The sequence below is a fragment of the Streptomyces murinus genome (assembly GCF_002154555.1).
Taxonomy (GTDB): Bacteria; Actinomycetota; Actinomycetes; order Streptomycetales; family Streptomycetaceae; genus Streptomyces; species Streptomyces murinus.
On sequence record NZ_MUNF01000114.1, the window covers coordinates 1 to 19744 of the forward strand.

A 19744-nucleotide genomic window follows, 5' to 3' on the forward strand; every position below is an offset into this window, starting at 1 on the left:
GTTCCATCTCTTCGGCGACCGGGGCCTGTTCGGCAACTTCATGAAGTCCTTCGCGCTGCCCTTCGAGCCGGTGCGCCAGGAGGGATACCTCCACCTCCTGGACGATCTGGGGCTGCCGCACCCCAAGCCGGTCGGGCACGAGATGGACCCGGTGCCGGTCGGGCACGTCCCCGCGCGTCCCGTCGTCCGGGAGACGGAGGCCGTACGATGACCACCGCCGCGACCCCGGTGCGCCGGGCGGTGCGCCAGGACCCGGCCGAGCGCCGGCGGGCCCTGTACCACCTGGCCTCCGCGGTGTCCGTGCTCACCACGGGCCCCGAGGAACGGATGCACGGCACCACCGCGAGCACCGTCACCCTGGTCTCGCGCTCGCCCCTGCTGGTCGGGGTGGTGCTGCGGGCGGGCTCGTCCTTCGCCCGGCTCGCCGCCGCCGAGGGCCGGTTCGCGATCAATGTGCTCGGCGGCGAACAGGCCGACGTGGCACGGCGGTTCGCGGACAGCTCACGGCCCGACGGCAGCGCGTCCTTCGCCGGTCTCGCCTGGACCGCCGACCGCTACGCCCAGGCCCCGCTGATCGCGGGCGCCCTCGCCCACTATGTCTGCCGGTTCCACTCCGCGCACGCCGCGGGCGACAGCGAGCTGCTGCTCGGCCATGTCGTCCGGGCCACCGCGGACGAGGGCCTGCCGCTGCTGAGCTACACCGGCGGGCTGTTCGCCGGTTCCCTGCGTCCGGCGAAGGAGACCGCCGCATCATGACCGCACCCGTTGCCCCCGAGGCCGACTGGGAGAAGGCCCCCGGTCTGCTGGACGGCGCGAAGGAACTCACCCTCGGCCCCGAGGAGTGCGACCTCGCCTACTGGTTCACCTCCGTCGCGCAGGGCACCCTGCGCGACCGGGGTGCCACCGGCCACCACGCGAACGCCCTGACCCCCGACTTCCTGAAGGCCCCCGGCCCGCTGCGCGAGGCGCTGATCCTGGAGTTCGGCTTCCGGGCCCTCTCCGAGGAGCTGGCCACCCGGCTGCTCGGCCACTACGTGACCATCGCGCCCGCCATCCCCGAGATGGAGTTCTACGCCACCCAGCTGATCGACGAGGCACGGCACGCCCGGGTCTTCCGCCAGCACCTGGTGGACCTCGGCGTCCCGCAGAGCGCGCTGCTGCGGGAGATCGAGGAGATGACCCAGGACTACCGCAAGCGGGTCCTGAACCCGGTGGTGGACTTCACCCTGGACATCGTCCGCGACAAGGCCGACTTCCCCGGCGGCGTCGGCGTGTTCGCCATCATCATCGAGGGCGTCCTCGCCCCCGCCGCCGAACTCAGCGAGCGCAAGTGGACCCCGCTGTCCCCGGCGACCGGCGAGATCTCCCGCGGCACCGCCATCGACGAGATCCGCCACCTCACCGTGGCCAGCACCATCCTGCGCGACCACCTCGTCGAGCACCCCGAGTACACCCCCCGGCTCCTGGAGATCCTGCGCTCGGGCGTCAAGCTGTGGGACGAGCTGCCGGACCGGGAGTTCGTCATCCACCGCGAAGAGCTGTTCCAGGAAGGCATGTTCAAGCATGCCGACCTGATCGGCGACTACGAGGTGTGGCCGGGCGTCCGGCTCCTCGACACCACCGCCGACCAGCGCTACGACATGGCCGAGCAGTGGACCGACGAGATGGCCGACGTCCGTATGAAGTACATGGGCCTGCCCGTCGAGGTCCTCGCCTCGGAGGCCGGCGCATGAGTACCGGGCGGGCGGCGGTCGTCACCGGGATCGGCTCGTACGTCCCGCCCAACATCGTCACCAACGAGGACCTCTCGCAGCGCCTCGACACCTCCGACGAGTGGATCCGCACCCGTACCGGCATCGCCGAGCGGTTCTACATCACCCCCGGCACCTCCACCGGCGACCTCGCGGTGGAGGCGGGCCTGAGGGCCCTGAAGTCGGCGGGCGACGAGCAGGTCGGCGCGGTGGTGCTCGCCACCACCACCCCGGACCAGCCCTGCCCCGCGACCGCCCCCCAGGTGGCCGCGCGGCTCGGGCTCGGCCAGGTGCCCGCCTTCGACGTGGCCGCCGTCTGCTCCGGATTCCTGTACGGCCTCGCGTCCGCCGCCGGGCTGATCGCCTCCGGGGTCGCCGACAGCGTGCTCCTGATCGCCGCCGACGCCTTCACCACCATCATCAACCCGGAGGACCGCACCACCGCCGTGATCTTCGCGGACGGTGCGGGCGCGGTGGTGCTGCGGGCCGGCTCGCCGGACGAACCCGGCGCGCTCGGGCCGCTGGTGCTCGGCAGCGACGGTGAACTGAGCCATCTGATCGAGGTCCCGGCGGGCGGCTCCAAGCAGCGCTCCGCGGGCCGCCCGGCCGCCCCGGAGGACCACTACTTCCGGATGCTCGGGCGGGAGACCTACCGGCACGCGGTGGAGCGGATGACCAGCGCGTCCACCGAGGCCGTCGAGCGGGCCGGCTGGCGTCTGGACGACGTCGACCGGTTCGCGGCGCACCAGGCCAACGCCCGGATCCTGGAAGCCGTCTCGGACCGGCTCGACATCCCCGAGGAGCGGCGGCTCAGCAATATCGCCCGGGTCGGCAACACCGGTGCCGCCTCCATCCCGCTGCTGCTCGCGGAGGCCACCGCCGACGGGCGGCTGACCGCGGGGAACCGGGTGCTGCTCACCGCGTTCGGCGGCGGGCTGTCCTGGGGCGCGGCCACGGTCGTCTGGCCCGAACTCCAGACCATCTGACCGATCGTCAGAGAAGACCTTCGAAAGGAATCGTCATGCTGGAGCAGCTCAAGGAAATCCTGTCCAACAAGCTCAAGGTGTCGCCCGAGGCCATCACTCCCGAGGCCACCCGGGAGGACATCGAGCTGGACTCGCTGGCCGTCGTGGAGCTGTCGCTGCTGCTGAAGTCCGAGCTGGACCTGGACGTCAGCGACGACGACCTCCTGGAAGCCGAGACCGTGGCCGACATGGTCCGGCTGATGGAGGAGCGGAGCGCGAAGGTCTGATGGCCGCGATGGACATCGCCGTCACCGGGCTCGGTCTGATCACCCCCGGCGGGATCGGGGTCGGACCGAGCTGGGCGGCGGTCTGCGACGGCAGGCCGGCCGCGGCCCTCGATCCGGTGCTGGCCGACAATCCCGTACAACTCTCCTGCCGGGTGCCCGGCTTCGATCCCGAGAGTCTGCTGAGCGCGCGCCGGGCCCACCGCCTGGACCGGTTCGTGCAGTTCGCGCTTGTCGCCGCGCACGAGGCGGTGGCCGACGCGGGCCTGGACCCGCAGACCTGGGACGGCGCCCGGGTGGGCGTGGTCCTCGGCTGCGCCGACGGTGGCCCGGGCACGGTCGAGGAACAGCACCATGTGCTGCGCGAGCAGGGCGCGGACCGGGTGTCGCCGCTGCTGCTGCCGATGCAGCTGCCGAACATGCTGGCCGGTCAGACGGCCATCGAGTTCGGGGCGACCGGTCCCAATCTGGTGGTGGCCACCGCGTGCGCGTCCGGCGCGACGGCCATCGGCACCGCCCGGGACCTGCTGGCGCTCGGCCGCTGCGACATCGTGCTGGCCGGCGGCAGCGAGGCCATGATCACCCCCCTGGTCATGGCCGGGTTCGCCCAGATGGGCGCGCTGTCCAGGCGGCACGACGACCCGTCGTCCGCGTCCCGCCCCTTCGATGCCGACCGCGACGGGTTCGTGGCCGGCGAGGGGGCCGGGATCCTGGTGATGGAGCGCGTCGCCGACGCGCGGGCCCGTGGTGCGCACATCCACGGGCGGATCATCGGGTACGGCGCCACGGCCGACGCCCACCACATGACGTCGCCGCATCCCGACGGCGCCGGCATCGAGGCGGCGGTCCGCGCGGCGCTCGCCGACGCGGGGGCCGACCCCGACGACGTCCAGCACGTCAACGCGCACGGTACGTCGACGCCGCTGAACGACCTGTCCGAGGCACGGATGATCCAGCGGACGCTGCGCGGCGATCCGGTGGTGACGTCCACGAAGGGTGTCACCGGGCATCTGCTGGGCGCGGCGGGAGCGGTCGAGGCCGCGTTCACCGTGCTCAGCGTGGAGCATGAACTCATCCCGCCCACGGCCAACTTGGTGATGCCGGACGCCCGGATGGAGATCAAGCTGGCCCAGACCCTGACCGAGATGCCGATCGATCTGGCGCTGAGCAATTCCCTCGGGTTCGGCGGGCAGAACACCGCTCTGGCGATCGCGCCCGCCTGAGCGTCCGCCCCGAGTCACAACAGCCGTCCGCTGAGCACGTTCCGCGGGCGGCTGTTGGCCTTGACGTCACCCCCCACGTCCCCACCCCACTCCCCAATATCTGGAGCACCCATGTCCACCACCAGTGGTTCGCCGCCCGTCTCGGGGCGGCTCGGTACGGCGCACATCCTGTTTCTCATCGTCGCCGCCGCGGCCCCGCTCTCCGCGATGGTCGGCACCGTCCCGCTCGCGTTCGCGTTCGGCGACGGGGCCGGGGTACCGGCGGCGTTCCTGTTCGCCGGGGTGACGCTGCTCTGCTTCTCGGCCGGGTACGCGGTCAGCGCGCGGCGCACCGGCGGGTCCGGCGGGTTCTACGCCTCCGTCGCCGACGGGCTCGGCCGGCCCCCGGCGGTCGCGGCCGGATACATGGCGCTGCTGGCGTACAACTGCGCGACCATCGGCCTGGCCGGCGCCCTCGGCTACTTCACCCAACTGGTGCTGGCCGCACATGGGTTGACGGTGTCCTGGGAGTGGTGCGCGGCGGTCGGGCTGGTGCTGACCGCGGTGCTCGGCTACCGGGAGATCGCGCTGAGCGCCCGGGTGCTGGCCCTGCTGATGCTGGGCGAGATCGGGGTGCTGGCGGCGCTGGACGTGGCGATCCTCGTCCGGCACGGGGTGCACGCGCTGCCCGCCGCCTCCTTCTCCCCGCACACCGCCGCGGGCCCCGGCGTCGGTGTCTCGCTGATGTTCGCGTTCGTGTCCTTCATCGGGTTCGAGTCGGCGGCGCTGTACGGCAAGGAGGCGCGCGACCCGGCGCGCAGCGTGCCCCGGGCGACGTACGCGGCCGCCGCGCTGATCGCCGGCTTCTACGCGCTGACCAGCTGGCTGGCGGTGGGCGCGATCGGCCCGGACCAGGTGCGCGAGGTCGCGGGCAAGCAGATGGGCGATCTGTTCTTCGGGCTCGGCGACGACTTCCTCGGCACGGCGGGCAGCACCATCCTCCAAGTGCTGCTGTGCACCAGCCTGTTCGCGGCGACACTGGCCCTGCACAGCGCCGCCAACCGCTATGCCCAGGTGCTCGCCCAGGACGGGCTGCTCCCCCGCACGCTGGCCGCCGAGCACAAGCGGCACGGCTCCCCGCACCGGGCGAGCGTCTGGCAGAGCGTGCTGACCGCGCTGGTGCTGGCCGGGTTCGCGGTGGCGGGCCTTGACCCGTACGCCGACCTGACCACCAGCATGCTCGGCCTCGGCACCCTCGGCATCGTCACGCTCCAGGCGCTGGCCGCGCTGTCGGTGCTCGGGCTGCGGCTGCGCGCCGGGCACGGGCACTGGTGGAAGGAGACCCTCGCCCCGCTGCTGGGCTTCGCCGGGCTCGCCACCTCCGTGTGGCTGGTGGTCGGCAACTTCGACATGCTCACCGGCTCCCCCTCCAAGGTGATCGCCGCGCTGCCCTGGCTGCTGCCGCTGGTCGCGCTCGGCGGGCTCCTCTACGCGGCCCGGCTGCGCAGCGCCCACCCGCTGCGCTACCGGCAGCTCGGCGTCCGGCACACCGCCGCGCCCGTGACCCCCGACCTCTCCCCCACCCCGTCAGGAGACCGCCATGCACGATCCCAATGAGCTGATCGAGGCCGGCGAGGACGCCAAGCGCCGCCTGGCCCGCCGCCGTTACGACCTCGACCTGGAGGCCGTGGGCGGTGCGCTGCGCGCCCGTTCGGCCGCCAACGCCGAGGTGACCCGGCTGCGCACCGAGCTGAACAGGACGGCCAAGGCGCGCCGTTCGGGCCCGCCCAGCGAGGCCGAGAAGGAGGCCGCGCGGGCGCTGCGCGCCGAGGTGCAGCAGGCGGAGGGCCTCGCCCGGGTGGCCGCGGGGGACCTGACCGAGCTGCTGCTCGGCATCCCCAACCTGCCGCTGGACAGCGTCCCGGACGGCGACTCCGAGAAGGAGGCCGTGGAGGTACGGCGGGGCGGTCCCGCGCCGCGTCCGGCGGAGGGCGCCCGGCACCACGCGGAGATCGGCGAGACCCTCGGCATCCTCGACCCGCCGGCCGCGGCCAAGCTGTCCGGCGCCCGGTTCAGCGTGGCGCACGGCGCCGGGGCCCGCCTGGAGCGCGCCCTCGCCGACTTCTTCCTCGATCTGCACACCCGCGAGCACGGCTACACCGAGCAGTCGGTGCCGTTCCTGGTCTCCCGGGACACCATGACCGGTACCGGGCAGCTCCCCAAGTTCGAGGAGGACCTGTTCCGCACCCAGGTCGGCGAGCGGGAGCTGTTCCTGATCCCGACCGCGGAGGTGCCACTGACCAATCTGGTCTCCGGCGAGCTGCTGGACGCGCGGGCGCTGCCGTACGCCTTCACCGCCCGCACCCCCTGCTTCCGCGCGGAGGCGGGCGCGTACGGCCGTGACACCCGCGGGGTGCTGCGGCTGCACCAGTTCGAGAAGGTGGAGCTGGTGCGGATCTGCGCGCCGGAAGAGGCCCAGGAGCAGCTGGAGTTGATGGTCGGGCACGCCGAGGAGTGTCTGCGCCGGCTCGAACTGTCCTTCCGTACCGTGCTGTTGCCCGCGGGCGACATGGGCTTCTCGGCGCGGATGACGTACGACATCGAGGTGTGGCTGCCCGGTGGTGACGCCTTCCGGGAGATCTCCTCGGTGTCCGACTGCGGCACCTTCCAGGCGCGGCGCGCGGACATCCGGGTCAAGCGGGCCGACGGCCGCAAGACGCCGGCCGCCACCCTGAACGGCTCGGCGCTGCCGATCGGCCGGACGGTGGCCGCGCTGCTGGAGCAGGGGGTGCAGGACGACGGTTCGGTGCTGCTGCCGAAGGCGCTGCGGCCGTACACCGGGTTCCGGCGGATCCTGCCGGGCGGCACGACCGAGTGACACCACGGGAAGGGGGCGGGTGCCGGTTCCGGCACCCGCCCCCTTCCCGTGTGCGCGCCGTCAGGCGCCCATCATGTGCACCCCGCCGTCCACATGGACGATCTCGCCGGTGGTGCGCGGGAAGAAGTCCGAGAGCAGGGCGACGACGCCGCGGGCGGCCGGCTCCGGGTCGGTGAGGTCCCAGCCGGCCGGGGCCCGTCCGGTGGTCCAGACGTCGGCCAGTTCACCGAAGCCGGGGATGGACTTGGCGGCCATGGAGCGCAGCGGGCCCGCCGCGACCAGGTTGCTGCGGATGCCGAACTCGCCCAGGTCGCGGGCGAGATAGCGGCTGGTGGACTCCAGGGCGGCCTTGGCGACACCCATCCAGTCGTAGTGCGGCCAGGCCACGGCCGCGTCGAAGGTGAGCCCGACGACCGAGCCGCCGCGCTGCTTGAGCAGCGGAAGGCAGGCGGTGGTCAGGGACTTGAGGGAGTACGCCGAGACATGCACGGCGGTCGAGACGTCGTCCCAGGTGCCGTCGAGGAAGCTGAAGGCGCCCTGGGGGCCGAAGGCGATGGAGTGGACCACGCCGTCGAGGCCGTCGGTGTGCGCGCCGAGCCGCTCGGCCAGGGTGTCCAGGTGGTCCTGGTCGGTGACGTCCAGTTCGATGACGGGGGCGGGCTTCGGCAGCTTCGCCGCGAACCGCTCGATCAGGGAGAGCCGCCCGAACCCGGTGAGCAGCACCTCGGCGCCCTCCTCCTGGGCGATCCTGGCCACATGGAAGGCGATGGAGGCGTCCGTGACCACGCCGGTCACCAGGATGCGCTTGCCCGCGAGGATGCCGCTCATGCCGACACCTTCTTCGGCAGGGCGCTCACCAGCGGGGAGTCATGGTCCTGGGGGCCGACCGCGCTGCCGCCGCCGGGCGAGCCGAGGGCGGTGAAGAAGTCGGCGTTGGAGGCGGCGTGGTCGTCGCCCCACTCCTCGGGCAGGTCGTCCGCGAAGTAGATGGCGTCGACCGGGCACACCGGTTCGCAGGCTCCGCAGTCCACGCATTCCTCCGGATGGATGTACAGGGCGCGGCGGCCCTCGTAGATGCAGTCCACGGGGCATTCGTCGACGCAGGAGCGGTCCTTGATGTCGACGCAGGGCAGTCCTATGACGTAGGCCATGCTCAACTCCTTGATCAATAGGGGTTGTTCACTTCAGGGACACACCGGTGGTGCGCTCGCCGAGGGACAGCACGGTGACGCCGAGGACGGCCATGGCGGCGGCGATGACGGCGAACAGCGCGCCGGGACCGTGCGCGTCGAGGACCGGCAGCAGCGCGAACGGCAGTGCGCCGGCACTGAGTTTGGACAGCGAGTACGCGGCGCCCGCCGCGGTGGCCCGGATCTCGGTCGGGTACTGCTCGGAGAGATAGACGTGCGAGACGCTGGAGAAGACGTTGCTGAACAGGGTGTAGGCGAAGCCGCACAGCACGATGAGTTCCGCGGACCCGGCGTAGGCGAAGCCGAGTCCCGCGACCACCATCGCGGCGGCCGAGAGGGCGACCAGGGTACGGCGCTCCATGCGGTCCACGATCGGCAGGACGAGGGCAGAGCCCACCGGGTAGCCGAGGAAGGACAGCGCGGTGAAGCCGAGGCCGGCGACGACGCCGTAGCCCTTGGCGGCGACGATCTGCGGGGCGAGGGTGCCGAAGCCGTAGTAGCCGACGACGGACAGGATGCAGAACACCCACAGGACGAGGGTGCGGCGCAGCAGTCCGGGCCGGAAGATGTCGCGCAGCCGGGTGTCCCGCGCGGGGGTGTCGGTGTCCTGCTGCGGGGCGGGCGGCTCCAGGGGCAGGCCCGCTCCGGCCGCCTCGGCCTCCAGGCGGGCGACCAGCCGGTCGGCCTCCTCGGTGCGGCCGGCGGCGGCGAGCCAGCGCGGGGACTCGATCAGCTGCCTGCGCAGCACCCAGACGGCGGCGGAGCCGAGGGCGCCGAGCACGAACAGCCAGCGCCAGCCGGCCACCCCGAGCGGGGACAGCGGCACCAGCCACAGGGCGGCGAAGCCGACCGCGGGCACCCCGCAGAAGGCCAGGGTGTAGGCCCAGGCGATGAACCGGCCGCGCTTGGAGGCGGGCAGCACATCCGCCAGATAGCAGTCGGACAGGGCCTGTTCGGCGCCGATGCCGAGACCGGCGAGGAAGCGGGTGACGATCAGCCAGGCCGCGTTGGGCGCGAAGGCGCCGAGCAGTGAACAGGCCGAGTAGATCGCCAGGTTGATCAGGAAGGCCCGACGCCGGCCGAACCGGTCCGCGATCCGGCCGAGCGTCAGGGATCCGATGAACTGGCCGACGAACGCGGAGGCCAGAACGAGTTTGAGCGAGGTCGTGCCGAAGCCGAAGTCGCTCTGCAACACCTTGCCGATGGTGCCGGAGAGATTGTTCTCGAAGGTGTCGAAGAACAGGCCGACACCGATGACCGCGGTGAGTCTTCGATGCAGGGGAGTGATCGGCATGCGGTCCAGGCGGGCGCCGATCGGGACGGGAGCGGTGCGACCGCCGGCCGCGGCGGTGGTCTGGGACATGGGGCTGGCTCCTTGGAAACTGCTGTCGCACGCTTTCGCTGTGCTTCTGGGGAAGGAACCGCCCGGGTCACCGGCGGACCCGGGCGTGCGGCCCGGGGGCCAGGTGTGGGGGTAAGTCGGAGGTGGTCAAGGGGGGTTGGACGATCAGGCCGCTTCCATCGCCTGGCGGCGGATCTGCTCGTCGACGTCACCGCGCCGCACCGGCGCGCTGACCTTGTGGAGGAAGGAGGCGACCTCGCGGTACGAGCGCCAGAAGCCGACCTCGTGGTACGGCACACCGCGTTCGGCGCAGTACTCCATGGTCAGTTCACGGGCGCGCGGCAGGCTCTTCTGCGGCATGGCCGGGAACAGATGGTGCTCGACCTGGTAGTTGAGGCCGCCGTACAGGAAGTCGATGAACAGGCTGGGGCGGATGTTGCGGGAGGTGAGCACCTGGCGCTGCAACCAGTCCAGGGTCTCCTCCTCGCCGTCGCGGACCTGCATGCCCTTGTGGTTCGGGGCGAAGATCATGCCGAAGTACACGCCCAGGGCGGCGTGCTGGACGACGATGAAGGCGACCGCGAGGCCCGGGGACAGGAAGGTGAAGACGCAGGTGAGGTAGACGGCGGCGCGCAGCAGGATGAGAGAGGTCTCCAGCAGGGGGCGCTTGGTCTTGCCGCCGGTGATCGACACGACCGCGGTCTTCAGCATCTTGAAGCCCTCGAGGACCAGCAGCACGAAGAACATCACGCTCTGGTAGCGCACCACGAGCTTCTGGGTGCCCTTGCGGGTGGGGTACTGCTTGATGTCGAAGATGGCGGTACGCCGGCCGATGTCCGGGTCCATGTCGAGGTGGTTGGGGTTGGAGTGGTGCCGGTTGTGGTGGTTGACCCACCAGCCGTAGCTGACCCCGTTGACCAGGTTGGCGTGCACGTAACCGACGGCGGAGGCGGCCTTCTTGCTGCGGAACATGGCCTTGTGGCCGGCGTCGTGCCACATGAACGCCGACTGGCCGCCGCACAGGCCCATCCACACCGCGGTGAGCAACTGCCACCAGGTGTTGCCCAGTTCGAAGAACGCGACGAACCCGACGGCCAGCAGGGCGGTGTTGAGGGCGAGCTTGCCCACGTAGTAGCGCGGGTCCAGATCGAGGAGTCCCTCGGCCTTGACCCGTTTGAGCAGTTCGGCGAAGGTGGCCGACGCGCCGGTGCGTTCGCCGCCCGGCGCGGCCGCGGCCACGGCTTCCTGTATGTGCGGACGCTGCATGCGTTGCTCTCCTTGGGAGAAAGTGCCCGATAGCGGGCGGCGGCGCCGCTGCCCCGCGGACCTGCGGACCTGCGGGCGCCGCGAGTCGACTTCAGCTCCCGCGTGGCGTCACCGCCGCGGGCTGTGGCCCGCCCGGCGGACCCGGGCGACGGGAGTACAGTGCGGCACTCCCGGACCCGGACCACCGGGCGAACGTACGTCCAGCGTTCCGTGCACCACTGATGTGGCACTGATACCGGTCTGATCGGGCCAAGGTCGCCCCGGCGGCCGGTACCCGGGCCGCCCGTGCGGCCACTCAGGCGGTCGCCTCGGCGCGCAGGCGGTCGTCCAGGGCACGCACCGCGGCGTCCGCGGTCTCGGCGACCTGGGCGTCGTCGGGGGCACCGATGACGGCCATCAGCTGCTCGACCACGGCGTGCGAGAGGTCCTCGGTGGACTGGCTCATTTCATCGTCTCCTGTCGATGCGGGATGGGGGCGGGGCGGGGTGTCAGAACGCCTTGCAGGCGCGGAAGATGTGCGCGAAGCCGGGCAGCGAGGCCCCCGGTCCGTCGAAGGCGACGTACTCGGGGATCGACAGGTCGGGGGCCCACTTCTGCTTGTACGACAGCTGGGTCTGCGCCGGGTACAGCGCCGCGCCCTCGGCCCACAGGGCGTGCATCAGCCACTGGAACGCCGGGCTGTGGCCCTCCAGTTCGTGTCCGGCGTCGAGCCCGGTGAACGGCGTGAAGCCGAAGTGCAGCCACTCGACGCCCTCGGCGCGGAAGATCTCGATGGCGTGCGCGTTGATGGCCTCCATCAGGCCGGGCGAGCCCTCGGGGATGCGCCGGCTGAGGTCGTGCATCCAGCCGGCCCGGCTGCCGTAGACCGGCGAGTACGAGATGTAGGCGACCGGCTCGCCGTCGATGGTGCCGCTGAACAGCCGGCGCTGGGCCTGGGCGGGCCCGCCGATCTGGCCGACCAGGAACTCCAGCTGCTGCGCGCCGCCCTTGGAGCCGAGCCACGCCTTGTCGATCACGGCGATGTGGTCGGCGACCTCGGCCGCGTCGACCTCCTGGATCTGGAGGCCGTTGCGCAGCGCGCGGGAGATCTTGTTGCGCAGCTGCATGAACTTGGTGCCGCGCAGCGTGAAGTCCGCCAGGCTGACCGCCCAGGAGGCGCCGATCTGGTTGACGACGCAGCCGCGCGCCGCGTACCGCTCGGCGTCGGCCCGCTGGAGCTGCACCCCGACCAGGCTCAGGCCCTCGTCCCGGACGTAGGTCCGGAAGGCGTCCAGCAGCGTGTCGTAGTCGCCCTCGGCGGCGAACGGGCCGCCGAACTGCACGGCCCAGCGGCCGGTGCGGCGGTAGACGACGACACCGTCCACGCCCGGGACGGTGAAGACACTGTTTCCGCTGTTGAGCGCGAGGAAGGAACTCGGGTTCTCGCTCGTGGTGTGGGCTCGTATCGCGTCGAGAATCAGACTGTCTGTACCGGTCTCGGTGGTGATCGCGGTCATTCCCTTACCCCTTTCGGGAGCGTTTTCCGTCAAAGGGAGTACAGCACCGTAACGTTGCCCTGGAAAAGAGCAGTTGGGCATTCATTTACCTGTGTCAGAACCGCGTCAGCATTCCGTCAGCCCGTGCTGCCAATGTGGTTGACGTGAACGGCGCCGGAATCCGGAGCCGCAAGTTCACATCTTGGCCTCTACGCCACGGCCGGAACCATGGCTGGACGCGCTTCCCGCCCCGGGCGGCGGGAAATATCTGGCGTCCGTCCATGAATTCGGCACCACCCAGAAGCCGCCGGCCGCCCCCCGTCCCGGCGGAAATAATGCCCCGGCGGGCCGCGGTACAGGTCGAGGCCCGCCGGGGCATGGCGCGTTCGGCCATTCTTTCTTTCACGGCAGCACCACTCCGGAAACACCGTCGGCGAGGAATTGTCATCTAGGGGGAAAGATATGCTGAGGTTCTCCGTACTCGGAGCACTGGAGATACGCACCGCCGCCGGTGAGGCGGACGTGTGCGGCGATCTCCAGCGCACTCTGGTGCAGACCCTGCTGGTCAGCGAGGGACGGCCGGTGTCCGGGGAGAGCCTGGCGGAGGAGATGTGGGGCGAGGCCCTGCCCGACCACCGGGCCAACGCCCTCCAGGCACACATCAGCCGACTGCGGCGCAGGCTGCGGGCGTTGGAGCCGGACCGCCCGACGTCCCGGGTGACCATCCATCCGGCCGGCTACCGACTCAGCGTCGGCGAGGGCGAGTTGGACGCGGCGGAGTTCGTACGGTCCGTACGGCAGGCCGAGTCGGCCGGGCCCAAGGACCCGGAGCGCACCGCCCGGATGCTCGGCGAGGCCCTCGCGCTGTGGCGGGGCCCGGTGTTCGGCGGCTTCCCCGGCGGCACCATGTGCCAGCTCGCGGGGGCACGGTACGAGGAGTACCGGATGCGCGCGATGGAACTGCGCTTCGACGCCGAACTGCGGCTGGGCAGGCATGCGTCGGTGCTCGCGGAGCTGGCCGAGGCGCACACCAACCATTCGCTGCGCGAGCGCTTCTGCGAGCAGCTGATGGTCGCCCTGTACTGCTCGGGCCGGCAGGCCGACGCGCTCGATGTGTTCCGCCGGATGCGCCGCAGGCTGGACGAGGAGCTGGGCATCCAGCCGTCGCCCGCGCTGCGCAAGGTGGAGCTGGCGATCCTCTCGCACGATCCGGCGCTCACCGGCGATCACCTGGCCCCGACGGCGCTCCAGCCGGTGTGAGCGCCGGGCGCGGTCCGGGCGCGGCGGGCCGGATCGTAAGCGGCCCGTCAGCGCCCGGTCAGACCGCGTTGCCACGATCGTGTCCGGATCGCACCGGCGGCGGCCCGGCGCGGGCAGCGTCCGATGTCACGTCACCTCACCGCAGAGGCAGGCAGAGATGAAGTCCCATATCGCGGAACTGGCCGGCATACGCGAGAGCGTGCTCGCCGGCCCGAGCGAGAAGGCGACCGCGGCGCAGCACGCCAAGGGCAAGCTGACGGCACGGGAGCGGATCGAACTGCTCCTGGATCCCGGTTCCTTCCAGGAGGTCGAGCCGCTGCGTCGGCACCGGGCCACCGGTTTCGGCCTGGAGGCGAAGAAGCCGTACACCGACGGTGTGATCACCGGCTGGGGCACGGTCGAGGACCGTACGGTCTTCGTCTACGCGCACGACTTCCGGATCTTCGGCGGCGCGCTGGGCGAGGCCCACGCCACCAAGATCCACAAGATCATGGACATGGCCATCGCGGCCGGCGCGCCGCTCGTGTCGCTGAACGACGGCGCGGGCGCCCGTATCCAGGAGGGCGTGACCGCGCTCGCCGGCTACGGCGGCATCTTCCGCCGCAACACGGCCGCCTCCGGAGTGATCCCGCAGATCTCCGTGATGCTCGGCCCGTGCGCGGGCGGCGCCGCCTACTCCCCCGCGCTGACCGACTTCGTCTTCATGGTCCGCGAGACCTCGCAGATGTTCATCACCGGCCCGGACGTGGTCAAGGCGGTGACGGGCGAGGAGATCACCCAGAACGGCCTGGGCGGCGCGGACGTGCACGCCGAGACGTCGGGCGTCTGCCACTTCGCGTACGACGACGAGGAGACCTGCCTGGAGGAGGTCCGCTACCTCCTCTCGCTGCTCCCGGGCAACAACCGGGAGAACCCGCCGCGCACGGAGTGCTCCGACCCGGCCGACCGGCACTGCGAGGCGCTGGCCGACCTGGTGCCGGAGGACGGCAACCGGCCGTACGACATGACGAAGGTGATCGAGGAGATCGTCGACGACGGCGAGTACCTGGAGGTCCACCAGCGCTGGGCCCGCAACATCATCTGCGCGCTCGCCCGCCTCGACGGCCAGGTCGTCGGCATCATCGCCAACCAGCCGCAGACCCTCGCCGGCGTCCTCGACATCGAGGCGTCCGAAAAGGCCGCGCGCTTCGTGCAGATGTGCGACGCCTTCAGCATCCCGCTGGTCACCCTGCTGGACGTGCCGGGCTTCCTGCCGGGCGTCGGCCAGGAGCACGGCGGCATCATCCGCCGCGGCGCGAAGCTGCTGTACGCCTACTGCAACGCCACCGTGCCGCGCATCTCGCTGATCCTGCGCAAGGCGTACGGAGGCGCCTACATCGTCATGGACTCGCAGTCGATCGGCGCGGACCTGACGTTCGCCTGGCCGACGAACGAGATCGCGGTGATGGGCGCGGAGGGCGCGGCCAATGTCATCTTCCGCCGTCAGATCGCCGAGGCCGAGGACCCCGAGGCCATGCGCGCGCGGCTGGTCAAGGAGTACAAGTCCGAGCTGATGCACCCCTATTACGCCGCCGAGCGCGGTCTCGTCGACGACGTCATCGATCCCGCCGAGACCCGCGAGGTGCTGGTGAAGTCGCTGGCGATGCTCCAGAGCAAGCACGCCGACCTCCCGTCCCGCAAGCACGGCAACCCCCCTCAATGACGGAGGTCCCCATGTCCGTGTCCACCCCCTCCCCCACTCCCCCCATCCGGGTCGAGCGGGGCGAAGCCACCGACGAGGAACTGGCCGCCCTGACCGTCCTCCTGCTCAGCCGCAGCGCCCTCCCGGGCCCCGGCACCGACACGTCCTCCCCGGGCACGACGTCCTGGCGCCCGCACTCCTTCCACGCCCCGCACAGCTGGCAGCGGGCCTGAGGCGCCGGACGGCCCGGGGCGGCGCACCGGTACGGGCGCGCCTGCCCTGGGCCCCGGCTCCCGGGTGGCCGCCCCTGCTCAGCCCTGGACGAGGGTGACGTCCTGGTCGGCGGTGGCGTGGAACACCGGCAGCGGCACCAGCCCCACCGGGCGCAGCTCCATCACCGTGGCCTGGACATGGGCCGTGCCGGGCATGAGGGTCTCGCCGCTGACCTGGCCGGAGTTGGACCAGGTGTGCGTCGTACCGTCGCAGCGCGCGACGGTGCCGCCGATGCCGTGCTTCACCCGGGGGTCGCGCTGGCTCAGGGCGGACGTCACGAAGACCGGGCCGGTGTTCCCGGTGCAGCGGTAGGTGCCGGTCAGGGTGACGGTGCCGTCGGCGGCGAGGCGGCCGACCGTGTCGACGGTGACGGACTCGCCGGGGGCGGCGTGGACGGGTACGGCGTGAACGGGTACGGCGATGTGGGCCGATCCCGCGGCGTGAGCCGATCCTGCGGCGTGAGCCGGTGCCGCGGCGAGGGCCGGAGTCGCGGCGTGAGCCGGAGTCGCGGCGTGAGCCGGAGTCGCGGCGTGGGCCGGTGCCGCGGCGAGGGTCAGCAGGGCGGCGCCGCCGAGGACCGCGGCGAGGGCGGGGCGGACAGGCATGGATACCTCCAGGTTTGCACCGTTTCGGGGGCCTCCACTGGTACCCGTCGCCCACCCCGGCGGGTGTGACCGTCACCCGGGCGGTGGCGCGTCACGGCAGTACGGCGAACCCGTCCAGCTCCACCAGCGCCGTTTCGTCCCACAGTCGTACGACCTGAACGACGGCCATCGCCGGATAGTCCCGGCCCGCCGCCGCACGCCACAGCCGCCCCAGTTCCCGTGCCTGCGCGCGATACGCGGCGACGTCCGTGGCGTACACCGTGACCCGGGCCAGATCCGCGGGGGTGCCGCCGGCCGCGCGCAGGGCGGTGAGCAGATTGGCCAGCGCCCGCTCGAACTGCTCGGCCAGTGTGTCACCGCTGATCTTCCCGTCGGCATCGAGCGCGGTCTGCCCGGCGAGGAACACCACCCTGGAGCCGGTCGCGACGACGGCGTGCGAGAACCCCGTGGCCGGGGCCAGCTCGGGCGGGTTGACACGTTCGGCGGTCACCGGACCTCCTGATCCTGAGCGGCGTACAACTCCTTGGCGACGATGCCCCGTTGGACCTCGCTCGCGCCCTCGTAGATGCGCGGCGCCCGCACCTCGCGGTAGAGGTGTTCCAGCAGATGACCGTGCTCCAGGGCACGCGCGCCGTGCAACTGCACGGCGGTGTCGACGACATACTGCGCGGTCTCCGTCGCGAGCAGCTTGGCCATCGCGGAGCGGCGGGGCACATCGGGCGCGCCCTCGTCGTACGCGCTCGCCGCCGCGTACACCATCAGCCGGGCCGCCTCGGTGCGCAGCGCCATCTCCGCGACCTGGTGCGACACCGCCTGGAGATCCATCAACCGGCCCTTGAACGCCTGCCGCCCACGGGTGTGCGCCACGGTCGCGTCCAGCGCCGCCTGCGCCATGCCCACCGCGAACGCCCCCACGCTGGGCCGGAAGAGATTGAGCGTCCCCATCGCGACGGCGAAGCCCCGGTCGACCTCGCCGAGCACATCGTCCGAGGTGACGGGTACCGCGTCGAAGTCGAGCGCGCCGATGGGGTGCGGGGAGATCATCTCCAGTGCGCGGCCGGTGAGTCCGGGCCGGTCGGCGGGGACCAGGAACGCCGTCACACCCCGGGCACCGGCGCGGGGCGCGGTGCGCGCGAAGACGGTGTAGAAGTCGGCCTCGGGCGCGTTGGAGATCCAGCACTTCTCCCCCGTGAGCCGCCACCGCCCGGCCCCGCGCTCCTCGGCCGCGAGTGCCAGCGCGGCCGCGTCCGAGCCGGCGCCCGGCTCGCTCAGCGCGAAGGCCGCGACCGCGCCGCCGTCGGCGACCCGGGGCAGCCAGCGCTCCCGCTGGGCCGGGCTGCCGTGCGCGTGCACGGGATGGGCGCCGAGCCCCTGGAGGGCGAGCGCGGTCTCCGCCTCCGTACAGCCCTGCGCCAACGACTCCCGCATCAGGCACAGATCGAGCGCGCCGGACGTGAACAGCCGGGCCAACAGGCCGAGTTGGCCCAGCTCGGCCAGCAGGGGCCGGTTGACACGGCCGGGGGCGCCCTTGTCGGCGAGCGGGCGCAACCGCTCGGCGGCGAGCGCCCGCAGTTGCGCGCACCAGGCCAGCCGTTCCGGTTCGAGTGAGAATGCGGGCACTGCCGGTCCTCCCTCCGGGACGGACCACGACGACCGTCCACCCGTACGACGTTATCGCGCACAGTTGACTGCCGTCACCAACACGATACGCTCGAACCGCGAGCCCGCCAGCAATGCCCGTCCGGACGTCCGTCACGGCAAGGGGGCAAGGCCATGCATCTCTCGGCGCATGTGGACACCTTCGCGCGCGACCACCTGCCGCCGCCGGAGGACTGGCCCGAGCTGCGCTTCGACCTGCCGGAGCTGCGCTACCCCGCCCGGCTGAACTGCGCGGTGGAGCTCCTCGGCCACCCCGACGGCGCCCGCCCGGCCTTCCGCACCCCGGACGGCCCCGTATGGACGTACGACGAGCTGCGCGCCCGCGTGGACCGGATCGCCCATCTGCTCACCGGCGAGCTGGGCGTCGTACCCGGCAACCGGGTGCTGCTGCGCGGCCCCACCACCCCCTGGCTCGCGGCCTGCTGGCTCGCGGTGCTGAAGGCGGGCGCGGTCGCGGTCACCGTGCTGGCCCAGCAGCGCCCGCACGAACTGGCGACCATCTGCGAGATCGCCCGGGTGGGCCACGCACTGTGCGACGTCCGCGCGGTGGACGACCTGGCGAAGGCCGAGATCCCCGGCCTGCGCATCACGACGTACGGCGGCGACACCCCCGACGACCTGCTCCACCGCTCCGCGCCCACGACCCCCTACCCCGCCATCGACACCGCCTGTGACGACGTCGCCCTGATCGCCTTCACCTCGGGCACCACGGGACGTCCGAAAGGGTGCATGCACTTCCACCGGGACGTGCTGGCGATCGCCGACACCTTCTCCCGGCACGTCCTGCGCCCCCGCGCCGACGACGTCTTCGCGGGCAGCCCCCCGCTCGGCTTCACCTTCGGCCTCGGCGGTCTGGTGATCTTCCCCCTGCGGGCCGGCGCGAGCGCGCTGCTCCTGGAACAGTCCGGCCCCCGCCGCCTGCTCCCCGCGATAGCCGAGCACCGCGTCTCGGTCCTGTTCACCGCCCCGACCGCCTACCGCGCCATGCTGGACGACCTGGACGGCCATGACATCTCCTCGCTACGGCGCTGTGTGTCGGCCGGGGAGAACCTGCCCGCGGCGACCTGGCGGGCGTGGCACGAGCGCACCGGGGTGCGGATCATCAACGGCATCGGCGCGACCGAACTGCTGCACATCTTCGTCTCCGCGGCGGACGAGGGGATACGACCGGGCGCCACGGGCGTGCCGGTGCCGGGCTGGCAGGCGCGGGTGCAGCGGCCGGACGGCACCCCGCTGCCGGACGGCGAACCCGGGCTGCTGGCGGTGCGCGGTCCGGTCGGCTGCCGCTATCTGGCGGATCCCCGGCAGCGCCAGTACGTGCGCGGCGGCTGGAACATCACCGGCGACACGTACGTCCGTGAACCCGACGGCTACTTCCGCTATGTGGCCCGCGCCGACGACATGATCATCTCGGCCGGGTACAACATCGCGGGGCCCGAGGTGGAGGACGCCCTGCTGCGCCATCCGGACGTGGTGGAGACGGCGGTGGTCGGCCGCCCGGACGAGGTGCGCGGCCAGGTGGCGGTCGCCTACACGGTGCTGCGCGAGGGCGCGCGGCGCGACCCGGAGGCGCTGCGCGCGTTCCTGACCGCCGAACTGGCGCCGTACAAATGCCCCCGCGAGTTCGTCTTCCTTACTTCCCTCCCCCGCACCGCCACCGGCAAGTTGCAGCGGTTCCGCCTACGCACCCCAGGTGACCAGCAGTGATGCCGACGACCTAAGATGATCATCGTGTCCGAGCAGCACGCCCCCAGATCACTCATCGTCACGCTCTACGGCGCGTACGGCCGCTCCATGCCCGGCCCGGTGCCCGTCGCCGAGCTGATCCGGCTGCTGGCCGCGGCGCTTGAGGCGGGACACCGAGGAGCGTACGGAGGGCGCGTCCACGCCGACCGCGGCCAGCAGCCGGATCA

At 72.0% G+C, this 19744-nt stretch carries 20 protein-coding genes and 2 pseudogenes; 13 read left to right on the top strand and 9 right to left on the bottom strand.

Features of this window, described 5'->3' with window-relative positions; translation table 11 throughout:
• The 8 genes and pseudogenes from CCN72_RS09040 to serS all read left to right on the top strand — a co-directional run.
• A pseudogene (locus tag CCN72_RS09040) lies at positions 1 to 211 on the top strand (hypothetical protein); the annotation flags it as partial.
• On the top strand, positions 208 to 756 hold the full coding sequence (locus CCN72_RS09045; RefSeq protein WP_037654314.1) for a flavin reductase family protein: 549 nt from the start codon (positions 208 to 210) through the stop codon (positions 754 to 756). The pseudogene CCN72_RS09040 and the gene CCN72_RS09045, both read left to right, overlap by 4 nt.
• The gene (locus tag CCN72_RS09050; RefSeq protein WP_086807059.1) at positions 753 to 1733 is read left to right on the top strand and encodes a ferritin family protein; all 981 of its coding nucleotides are present in this window, start codon (positions 753 to 755) and stop codon (positions 1731 to 1733) included. The genes CCN72_RS09045 and CCN72_RS09050 overlap by 4 nt, the downstream gene beginning before the upstream one ends.
• Complete coding sequence (locus tag CCN72_RS09055) at positions 1730 to 2737, top strand: beta-ketoacyl-ACP synthase III (RefSeq protein ID WP_085567022.1); 1008 nt, start codon at positions 1730 to 1732, stop codon at positions 2735 to 2737. Before CCN72_RS09050 ends, CCN72_RS09055 begins: the two co-directional genes overlap by 4 nt.
• A gap of 35 nt (positions 2738 to 2772) precedes the next feature.
• Positions 2773 to 3003 (top strand): phosphopantetheine-binding protein, encoded by a 231-nt coding sequence (locus CCN72_RS09060; RefSeq protein ID WP_010983730.1) that lies wholly within the window; start codon positions 2773 to 2775, stop codon positions 3001 to 3003.
• Positions 3003 to 4223, top strand: a complete 1221-nt coding sequence (locus CCN72_RS09065) for a beta-ketoacyl-[acyl-carrier-protein] synthase family protein (RefSeq protein ID WP_086807060.1) — start codon at positions 3003 to 3005, stop codon at positions 4221 to 4223. Before CCN72_RS09060 ends, CCN72_RS09065 begins: the two co-directional genes overlap by 1 nt.
• Positions 4224 to 4334: 111 nt before the next feature.
• The gene (locus tag CCN72_RS09070) at positions 4335 to 5819 is read left to right on the top strand and encodes an APC family permease (RefSeq protein WP_086807061.1); all 1485 of its coding nucleotides are present in this window, start codon (positions 4335 to 4337) and stop codon (positions 5817 to 5819) included.
• The gene (serS, locus tag CCN72_RS09075; RefSeq protein WP_086807062.1) at positions 5803 to 7080 is read left to right on the top strand and encodes a serine--tRNA ligase; all 1278 of its coding nucleotides are present in this window, start codon (positions 5803 to 5805) and stop codon (positions 7078 to 7080) included. The genes CCN72_RS09070 and serS overlap by 17 nt, the downstream gene beginning before the upstream one ends.
• A gap of 60 nt (positions 7081 to 7140) precedes the next feature.
• On the opposite strand, the gene fabI is transcribed toward serS, so the two are convergent.
• The 6 genes from fabI to CCN72_RS09100 form a co-directional block, all read right to left on the bottom strand.
• Positions 7141 to 7908, bottom strand: a complete 768-nt coding sequence (gene fabI / locus CCN72_RS09080; protein ID WP_086807063.1) for an enoyl-ACP reductase FabI — start codon at positions 7906 to 7908, stop codon at positions 7141 to 7143.
• On the bottom strand, positions 7905 to 8231 hold the full coding sequence (gene fdxA, locus CCN72_RS09085; protein WP_086807064.1) for a ferredoxin: 327 nt from the start codon (positions 8229 to 8231) through the stop codon (positions 7905 to 7907). The genes fabI and fdxA overlap by 4 nt, the downstream gene beginning before the upstream one ends.
• 28 nt (positions 8232 to 8259) lie before the next feature.
• Positions 8260 to 9633: an MFS transporter gene (locus CCN72_RS09090; RefSeq protein ID WP_086807065.1), complete on the bottom strand. Its 1374-nt coding sequence runs from the start codon at positions 9631 to 9633 to the stop codon at positions 8260 to 8262.
• A gap of 144 nt (positions 9634 to 9777) precedes the next feature.
• The gene (locus CCN72_RS09095; RefSeq protein WP_086807066.1) at positions 9778 to 10878 is read right to left on the bottom strand and encodes a fatty acid desaturase family protein; all 1101 of its coding nucleotides are present in this window, start codon (positions 10876 to 10878) and stop codon (positions 9778 to 9780) included.
• A 295-nt stretch (positions 10879 to 11173) separates the two neighbouring features.
• Entirely contained in the window at positions 11174 to 11323 is a 150-nt protein-coding gene (locus CCN72_RS39560) for a hypothetical protein (RefSeq protein WP_164932611.1), read from the bottom strand.
• 43 nt (positions 11324 to 11366) lie between these two features.
• The gene (locus CCN72_RS09100) at positions 11367 to 12374 is read right to left on the bottom strand and encodes a DUF2156 domain-containing protein (RefSeq protein WP_086807067.1); all 1008 of its coding nucleotides are present in this window, start codon (positions 12372 to 12374) and stop codon (positions 11367 to 11369) included.
• Positions 12375 to 12815: 441 nt separating this feature from the next.
• On the opposite strand from CCN72_RS09100, the gene CCN72_RS09105 reads away from it, so the two are divergent.
• The 3 genes from CCN72_RS09105 (at position 12816) to CCN72_RS09115 (ending at position 15527) form a co-directional block, all read left to right on the top strand.
• Entirely contained in the window at positions 12816 to 13613 is a 798-nt protein-coding gene (locus CCN72_RS09105) for an AfsR/SARP family transcriptional regulator (RefSeq protein WP_086807068.1), read from the top strand.
• A gap of 157 nt (positions 13614 to 13770) precedes the next feature.
• Entirely contained in the window at positions 13771 to 15315 is a 1545-nt protein-coding gene (locus CCN72_RS09110; RefSeq protein ID WP_086807069.1) for an acyl-CoA carboxylase subunit beta, read from the top strand.
• Between the two features lie 11 nt (positions 15316 to 15326).
• Positions 15327 to 15527, top strand: a complete 201-nt coding sequence (locus tag CCN72_RS09115; protein WP_037654298.1) for an acyl-CoA carboxylase subunit epsilon — start codon at positions 15327 to 15329, stop codon at positions 15525 to 15527.
• Between the two features lie 78 nt (positions 15528 to 15605).
• Here CCN72_RS09115 and CCN72_RS09120 read toward each other — a convergent pair whose 3' ends face one another.
• The 3 genes from CCN72_RS09120 to CCN72_RS09130 all read right to left on the bottom strand — a co-directional run bounded on the left by CCN72_RS09120 (position 15606) and on the right by CCN72_RS09130 (position 17792).
• Positions 15606 to 16172 carry a DUF6299 family protein gene (locus CCN72_RS09120; protein ID WP_402142988.1) on the bottom strand — a complete coding sequence of 189 codons (567 nt, stop codon included), beginning with the start codon at positions 16170 to 16172 and terminating at the stop codon, positions 15606 to 15608.
• A 91-nt stretch (positions 16173 to 16263) separates the two neighbouring features.
• Positions 16264 to 16662 (bottom strand): RidA family protein, encoded by a 399-nt coding sequence (locus CCN72_RS09125; RefSeq protein WP_086807070.1) that lies wholly within the window; start codon positions 16660 to 16662, stop codon positions 16264 to 16266.
• Positions 16659 to 17792, bottom strand: coding sequence for an acyl-CoA dehydrogenase family protein (locus CCN72_RS09130; protein ID WP_086807071.1), 1134 nt, complete (start codon positions 17790 to 17792; stop codon positions 16659 to 16661). Before CCN72_RS09130 ends, CCN72_RS09125 begins: the two co-directional genes overlap by 4 nt.
• A 153-nt stretch (positions 17793 to 17945) precedes the next feature.
• On the opposite strand from CCN72_RS09130, the gene CCN72_RS09135 reads away from it, so the two are divergent.
• Together CCN72_RS09135 and CCN72_RS41660 are read left to right on the top strand one after the other, a co-directional pair.
• The gene (locus tag CCN72_RS09135; protein WP_086807072.1) at positions 17946 to 19538 is read left to right on the top strand and encodes an AMP-binding protein; all 1593 of its coding nucleotides are present in this window, start codon (positions 17946 to 17948) and stop codon (positions 19536 to 19538) included.
• Positions 19539 to 19553: 15 nt separating this feature from the next.
• Positions 19554 to 19744, top strand: a pseudogene (locus CCN72_RS41660) (hypothetical protein); the annotation flags it as partial.